Genomic DNA, 6,661 nt, shown 5'->3' on the forward strand with positions numbered 1-6,661 from the left:
TAGCCCCGGGATTGAAAGACAAGATCGTGATTAATGGAACACCTGGAAGAGTTGCTCACCCGTAACAGCAATTATCTTCCATTGCAAGTTTCGGTTGTTTTGGTTATAAGTAGATGGACATGTAAAGGTAAGATATTTAGGAGGGACAAAAATGCGTACCACATATATGGCGAAACCGCTCGAAGTTGAGCGCAAATGGTACATCGTTGACGCAGAAGGCCAAACGCTGGGCCGTCTGGCAAGCGAAGTAGCTTCTATCCTGCGCGGCAAATTGAAACCTGAATTCACTCCTCACGTTGACGCTGGCGATTTCGTAATCGTAATCAACGCTGACAAAGTGAAACTGACAGGTAACAAGCTGCAAGACAAAATTTACTACACTCACTCCCTGTATCCAGGTGGTTTGAAAAAGACTACTGCTGGCGACATGCTGAACAAAAAACCAGCTCGTATGTTCGAACTGGCGGTAAAAGGTATGCTGCCTAAAAACAGCTTGGGACGTCAAATGTTCACTAAGCTGAAAGTTTACGCTGGTACTGAGCATCCACATGCAGCACAAAAACCAGAAGTTTGGCAAATTCGCGGTTAAGGTAAAGGGAGGAAATATACGTGGCACAAGTACAATACTACGGTACAGGTCGTCGTAAGCACTCCGTAGCACGTGTTCGCCTGGTTCCAGGTGAAGGTCGCATCGTGATCAACAAACGTGAAATGGATACTTACTTTGGTTTGGAAACACTGAAATTGATCGTAAAACAACCACTCGTTCTGACTGAGACTCTTGGTCGTTACGATGTACTGGTTAACGTAAACGGCGGCGGAACAACTGGCCAAGCTGGTGCAATCCGTCACGGCGTTGCTCGCGCTCTGCTGAAAGCAGATCCAGAACTGCGCGGCGCTCTGAAACGCGCTGGCTTCCTGACTCGCGACCCACGCATGAAAGAACGTAAAAAATACGGCTTGAAAGCTGCTCGTCGCGCACCTCAGTTCTCCAAACGTTAATTTTTGTTTGGCAAGGCTCTCGAACCTTTTTGGTTCGGGAGCTTTTTTGCATTTTGTCCCAGCGCATGATCAGCCTTTTGGTTCCAGGCTACTGACCTACGGAATATTTGTCCATGTTTGTCCATATGATGAAACGAGAGAATGGGACAAAGGGGACGATACGCCGTGACACGAAAAGGGGTAGGCTGGATACTGGCTTTCGCTTTACTGGTGGTGTTGTTCACCTACGAATCGCCGGACCGTTCGTCGTGGACGGCATGGTCATTGCCGTTGACCGGAACCGTTATTGCCATCGACCCGGGACACGGGGGCAAAGATGGCGGGGCTACGTCCAGTTCAGGCGATGTGGTGGAAAAAGAGGTGACGCTGGCAATCAGTATGTACTTGCGCGATTTTCTCCAGCAGTCAGGTGCATTTGTCATCATGACAAGGGAGGAAGACAAGGATCTCGCTTCACCGGAAGCTGATCGGGCCAAAAAAAGAAAGTCGGAAGATATCCGCAACCGGGTGAAACTGGTGAACGACAGCTCTCCCGATTTTCTGGTCAGCATCCATGTAAATTCGATTCCTTCGCCCAAATGGTCGGGTGCGCAAACTTTTTACTCGCCGACTTTCAAAAAAAGCGGAGAGGTATCGTACCTGATTCAGGATGAGATCAAACGGGTGCTGGGCAATACCGATCGTGTTCCAAGCAAGACGAACAACGTGTTTTTGATTCGCGAGGTAAACTGCCCCGCTGTATTGGTCGAGGTTGGGTTTGTCAGCAATACGGAAGAGGCAAAACGGCTACAGAGCACGGAGTACCAAAAAGCTATGGCGAATGCGATTTACCAGGGGATTTTGCGGCAGTATTCCGGAGAAAAAGCGCCAATTGCACCTTGAGCGGGCGGCGACTGTGTGCCGCTCGTCTGAATGTGCTATAATGAACGCGCAAACTACCTTGTAAGAACGGTATGAAATCAATTGCCAAGACTATAGATGAGGTGAACAAGCATGTTGACCAGAGAACAAATTTTGGAAGCGCTGCGCGATGTAAAAGACCCTGAGATCAATCGCAGCCTGGTCGAGTTGAACATGATCAGAGACATACGTGTTGAAGGCGCTACAGTTAGCCTGACAGTCGTATTGACGATCTCCGGCTGTCCTCTCAAGGCCAAGATCGAAGACGACGTCATAGGGGCTGTTAAAGCGCTTGGAGCGGAGGAAGTACGTGTCCAGTTTGGCTCGATGACGGACGAGGAGCGTGCGGCTCTCAGCGCCCAGCTCCGCAATACTCAGGGAGGTCAAACCCACAACATGACGCCGGGACAAGCACCTCTGCTCAATCCGATTTTGGCCAAGGATTCGAACACGACCTTCATCGCGATTACTTCCGGTAAAGGCGGAGTTGGAAAATCGACAGTGACGGTCAACCTGGCAGTCGCGCTTGCCCGCCTGGGGAACAAAGTCGGGATTATCGACGCTGACATCTACGGCTTCAGCGTGCCTGACATGATGAACATCGACCAGCGCCCAACCGTTATCGGAGAAACAATCCTTCCGGTAGAAAAGCAAAACGTGAAGGTCATGTCCATGGGCTTCTTCGTAGAGGACAACTCGCCGATCATTTGGCGTGGGCCGATGCTTGGCAAAATGCTGCGCAACTTCTTTACGGAAGTTCACTGGGGCGAAGAGCTGGACTACTTGCTGCTGGACTTGCCGCCAGGAACGGGTGACATGGCTTTGGATGTGCACACGATGATTCCGCAGAGCATGGAGATCGTTGTGACGACCCCACACGCTACGGCAGCCTTTGTAGCGGCGCGTGCCGGTGCGATGGCAAAGCGGACGGGACACGAGATTCTTGGCATCGTGGAGAACATGGCGTGGTACGAGGCGAAAGATGGTTCCAAAGAATACGTATTTGGACGCGGTGGCGGAGCGAAGCTGGCGGAGACACTGACTACCGAGCTGTTGGCGCAAATTCCGCTGGGACAACCTGAGAATCATCCGTCCGAACCAGATTACTCTCCATCTGTTTATCGCGAGGACAGCGCAATCGGGCAGCTGTATATGGATATGGCGAAACGCGTTATGGCAAAATGTGAACAGCAGTAAGCACAAAAGACAGGAAAAAGGTGGGCCCGCCCTTCGGGAGCTCACCTTTTTTTGTTAGGAAGAGGAGTCGCCAGAATCTCCACCGCTATCCCCGCCGCTTTTGCCTTTTTTCTTCGGTTTCAGTTCTTTCGGTTTGGTCATGTCTTCGGAGACTTTGGTCATTAGCTTCATCAACTCGGCTTGAAACAGCGGGCTTTGCAAAGACTCCTTCATGACCTGCATCGTTTGTTGGCGGTAAGCTGCGCTTTTCATCAAGTCCATGAGGTTTTTTTCGAACTCAGGGTCTTTCATTACGCTGATGAGCTGCTTTTGGTACTCGGGGTCTTTCATCAAGTCCTTCATCAAAGTTTTTTGCTCATCCTTCATTGATTTGGCCAAGGTGCTGGCGAATTTCGGATCTTTGAAGGCCTCCTTGATGTGGGGGCTGTTCGGATTGGTCATGCTTTGTATCAACGTGGTTCGAACAGTGGACTCGTCAATCATCAGGTTTTGCTTGAACTTCTCATCTTTCATCATTTTGCCAACAGATTGTTTGGCTTCGTCAGTCTGCAATATGTCCAGCACCATGTCTTTGACACTCTTATAATCAGGCTGAGACGAACTTTGCGCTTGTCCGCCGCTTGAGCAACTGGAAAGAACCAGACAGACAAATGCGGATAGCCAAAAAGACAATGCCTTCTTTCTCATGGGGTGGACACCTCCTTCTTTACTCTGCCTAAGAGTAACGTGCGCATTTTGTTTTGTTCTTACGCTAGTATTTTCTTGTATCCATTGGTACAATCATATTCGATGTGGAATGGAGGGAATGTTTGGTGAGTTTGCGAAAGTATGGCTGGCTCTTTGTCACCACGTTGCTCTTGGGTGGATTGGGCGGAGTCCTGGTCGCCTTTATTTTTGACTTGGACAAGCTGTTGGAAGGCAGCGCGGGCAACTTTTTTGTCGGCACGCTGATGTATCTTTTGTACGGGATGACCATTAGCATTGTGGCCCAAATGGGTTTTTTCGCCTATATGACGATTAATTATTTTGCCAAAACGATTTTCAAAACGCCGTCCATGTGGAAGAGCGTTCAAGTGTTTTTGATCCTCTTTGTCTTTTTTGATATGATTTACCTCCGTTACACGTCGCTTGGCGAAGGAAAAGGAATCGGGACATACTTTATTGAGCCGATCCTGCTCTTGATCGTTGCTTTGGCTACCGCTTACGGAAAAGTGAAGCTGACGAACAGAACGGCATGGATTCCCACGATGTTTTTCATGTTTGTGGTGACGTCACTGGAATGGATTCCAGCCTTGAAGGAAGACAACGTGCATGCGACCTTGTCCATGCTGGTTCCGTTGCTTTTTTGCAACGTATGGCAAGTGATGCATCTGCACCGCCTGGTAAAAAGAGAAAGCTGACCTCATCGAACATGAGTCAGCTTTTTTGCTTTTTGTAGGGAGTAGTCTGGCGCTCAGTTGATTTCTTTACTCTGGATATTGGTGCCGGCGATCAGTTCGGACACCGTGACAAATTCGTATCCTTGCTTGCGCAGCTGGTCAATGATGATAGGGAGGGCAAGGTGTGTTTCCTTGGCCGAGTCACTGGCGTGCAGCAGGACGATATCGCCCGGGTGTGCTTTCGACAGGACGTTTTGAACAATGACATCCTTTTTCGGCTCGATCCAGTCTTTGGAGTCTGTATCCCATTGAACGACCGTGTAACCCAAACGGTTGGCGATTTCCAGAACCCGTTTATCAAAATCACCGTTTGGCATGCGCAAAAGCGTCGGCTTTTTCCCCGTCATCTCGGTCAGGATGGAATCGGCTTTGGTAATTTGCGTGCGAATTTCCTCGTCTGTATATTTGCTGTAGTTGTCGTGTTTATGACCATGCGAGCCAATTTCCAGCCCGTCCTCCTTGATTCTCTTGACGATTTCCGGGTGGCGCTGACTCCAGGGGGAGGAGAGAAACAGAGTTGCTTTGTTCACATTTTTTTCTTTTAACACGTCGAGGATGGGGAGTGCGCGTGTTTCGCCCCAGCTGATGTCAAAGGTGAGGGCAATTTTTTTGTCTTTGGTATCCACCTTGTAGATGGCTTGGGGGCCTTGCTTATTGCCATTGCTGGAAAAAGCCGCAATCGTATCGCGCTCGGCATAGCCGATGCCCGCGGTTAGAAAAATGGCCGCAGCGATAATGAGAATTTGCTTCAAGCGCTGAGCGCTCACGACGTAAATAAATTTCATCGTTAGGCACCTCCTTTGTCCGATAACAGTTTATGCAGGGGAGACAAGGATATTCTTTGGCCTCGTGGCTATAGTTGAGGTACAATGCATATAGTGAAAGTAAGAGGCAGTAAAGGAGCGTGGCTCATGAAGAAAAAACTGCAGCGTCTGTGGTTTGATAACAAACGGTTTTTCTTGGCCGCTTGTCTTATTTTTCTCGGGGGCGGTTTAATTGGCTACTTCCAGGCTCCTGCGGTGGAAACCGTGGTACAGAGCTTGATGGGACAATTGAAAGAAATAGCGGAGCGAATCAAAGAGAGCGGCGGGGGAGTGCTGGCTACGTTTTGGATGATTTTTTCCAACAATGTGCTCAGTTCCTTGATGATGATGGCTCTCGGGTTGTTTTTTGCATTCTTTCCCATAATTGGGATGCTGGCGAATGGCGTGCTGCTCGGATTCATCATCGCGAAGTACAGTGCTGCCGGAGTTGATCCATGGGTGATTTTTAGCGCGGGAATTTTGCCGCACGGGATATTTGAACTGCCAGCTGTGCTGTTTGCTGCTGGTATCGGGATCAGACTCGGTTTGCTCAGCTTGCGCTCTGTCGGTTTGCTGTTTGCGCCGCATAATGGGGAACGGGTGAAAAATGATTGGTATGACACCCTCAAGCAATTTCCAGTTGCTGTGTTGACTGTAATTGTCGCGCTCTTTATAGCAGCGGTCGTCGAGAGCTCGATTACGCCACTGATCCTCAAGGCAACACTCGGGGAGCAGCTGCAGCAATTAAACTTGCTGAAATAATTCTGATTTGCCAAGAAATTGAAGCCTTCCTAAACGGGAGGCTTTTTAATTTGAATAGGGTTGAATTGTGATGGAAAGGATAGAGGAGAGACTCGTAAGGCGGAGGCGATATCGTTGTTAGGGTTTTTGTTTAATGCCAAAGAAGTGCAAGAACTAGAGTATTTGCTGAAGCGGGAGCTGGAAGAAATGCTGCTCGACTTTAGCGACAAACGAATCGATTATTTGGTGAAGCGTGCTATGGAAGAGAGGTACTCCATCATGTTTCGCATGTACGCGAGAATAGCCTCTCCCAATGAGCTTTCCAAGTATGTGAGACGCAGAAAACTGGGGGAAGAACATTTCACCTGAAAACTTTTTTGAAAAACCTATTGACTCTTGTATAGTGGCCATGATAGATTAGTTCTTGTCCTTGAGACGCCATCACGAAAAACGATGAACACTCAACGGATTCACAACAAGTAATTGCTCCTTGAAAACTGAACAGCGAAAGCGTTGATGAGTCTATCATTAAATGATTTGCCAGCTTTGAACCAGTAACAAACTTTATTGGAGAGTTTG

9 protein-coding genes are annotated in these 6,661 nt (G+C 48.8%); 7 read left to right on the plus strand and 2 right to left on the minus strand.

Features of this window, described 5'->3' with window-relative positions; translation table 11 throughout:
- Nucleotides 1-151: 151 nt before the first annotated feature.
- The 4 genes from rplM (at nt 152) to M2298_RS26980 (ending at nt 3,099) form a co-directional block, all read left to right on the plus strand.
- Nucleotides 152-589: a 50S ribosomal protein L13 gene (gene rplM, locus M2298_RS26965; RefSeq protein WP_005828789.1), complete on the plus strand. Its 438-nt coding sequence runs from the start codon at nt 152-154 to the stop codon at nt 587-589.
- Nucleotides 590-609: 20 nt separating this feature from the next.
- Nucleotides 610-1,002 carry a 30S ribosomal protein S9 gene (gene rpsI / locus M2298_RS26970; protein WP_005828788.1) on the plus strand — a complete coding sequence of 131 codons (393 nt, stop codon included), beginning with the start codon at nt 610-612 and terminating at the stop codon, nt 1,000-1,002.
- A 165-nt stretch (nt 1,003-1,167) separates the two neighbouring features.
- Nucleotides 1,168-1,884 carry an N-acetylmuramoyl-L-alanine amidase CwlD gene (gene cwlD, locus M2298_RS26975; protein ID WP_267901874.1) on the plus strand — a complete coding sequence of 239 codons (717 nt, stop codon included), beginning with the start codon at nt 1,168-1,170 and terminating at the stop codon, nt 1,882-1,884.
- Between the two features lie 111 nt (nt 1,885-1,995).
- The gene (locus tag M2298_RS26980) at nt 1,996-3,099 is read left to right on the plus strand and encodes a P-loop NTPase (protein ID WP_122966794.1); all 1,104 of its coding nucleotides are present in this window, start codon (nt 1,996-1,998) and stop codon (nt 3,097-3,099) included.
- A gap of 54 nt (nt 3,100-3,153) precedes the next feature.
- On the opposite strand, the gene gerD is transcribed toward M2298_RS26980, so the two are convergent.
- The gene (gene gerD, locus M2298_RS26985; RefSeq protein WP_122966793.1) at nt 3,154-3,786 is read right to left on the minus strand and encodes a spore germination lipoprotein GerD; all 633 of its coding nucleotides are present in this window, start codon (nt 3,784-3,786) and stop codon (nt 3,154-3,156) included.
- Nucleotides 3,787-3,911: 125 nt separating this feature from the next.
- On the opposite strand from gerD, the gene M2298_RS26990 reads away from it, so the two are divergent.
- Nucleotides 3,912-4,499, plus strand: coding sequence for a KinB-signaling pathway activation protein (locus M2298_RS26990; protein WP_122966792.1), 588 nt, complete (start codon nt 3,912-3,914; stop codon nt 4,497-4,499).
- A 53-nt stretch (nt 4,500-4,552) separates the two neighbouring features.
- On the opposite strand, the gene pdaB is transcribed toward M2298_RS26990, so the two are convergent.
- Complete coding sequence (pdaB, locus tag M2298_RS26995) at nt 4,553-5,323, minus strand: polysaccharide deacetylase family sporulation protein PdaB (RefSeq protein WP_173598087.1); 771 nt, start codon at nt 5,321-5,323, stop codon at nt 4,553-4,555.
- A 126-nt stretch (nt 5,324-5,449) separates the two neighbouring features.
- Between pdaB and M2298_RS27000 the strand changes: the two genes are divergently transcribed.
- The gene (locus M2298_RS27000; RefSeq protein ID WP_217023405.1) at nt 5,450-6,103 is read left to right on the plus strand and encodes a stage II sporulation protein M; all 654 of its coding nucleotides are present in this window, start codon (nt 5,450-5,452) and stop codon (nt 6,101-6,103) included.
- Nucleotides 6,104-6,217: 114 nt separating this feature from the next.
- Entirely contained in the window at nt 6,218-6,451 is a 234-nt protein-coding gene (locus M2298_RS27005; protein WP_007787097.1) for a hypothetical protein, read from the plus strand.
- Nucleotides 6,452-6,661: the final 210 nt, after the last annotated feature.

It is taken from the genome of Brevibacillus sp. 1238 (genome assembly GCF_029892995.1).
Lineage (GTDB): Bacteria > Bacillota > Bacilli > Brevibacillales > Brevibacillaceae > Brevibacillus > Brevibacillus parabrevis.

Bases quoted from the DNA above. Each gene is read 5' to 3' on its own strand.
- rplM (WP_005828789.1), top strand. From the start codon at position 152: ATGCGTACCACATATATGGCGAAACCGCTCGAAGTTGAGCGCAAATGG.
- M2298_RS26980 (WP_122966794.1), top strand. From the start codon at position 1,996: ATGTTGACCAGAGAACAAATTTTGGAAGCGCTGCGCGATGTAAAAGAC.
- gerD (WP_122966793.1), bottom strand. From the start codon at position 3,786: ATGAGAAAGAAGGCATTGTCTTTTTGGCTATCCGCATTTGTCTGTCTG.
- pdaB (WP_173598087.1), bottom strand. From the start codon at position 5,323: ATGAAATTTATTTACGTCGTGAGCGCTCAGCGCTTGAAGCAAATTCTC.
- M2298_RS27000 (WP_217023405.1), top strand. From the start codon at position 5,450: ATGAAGAAAAAACTGCAGCGTCTGTGGTTTGATAACAAACGGTTTTTC.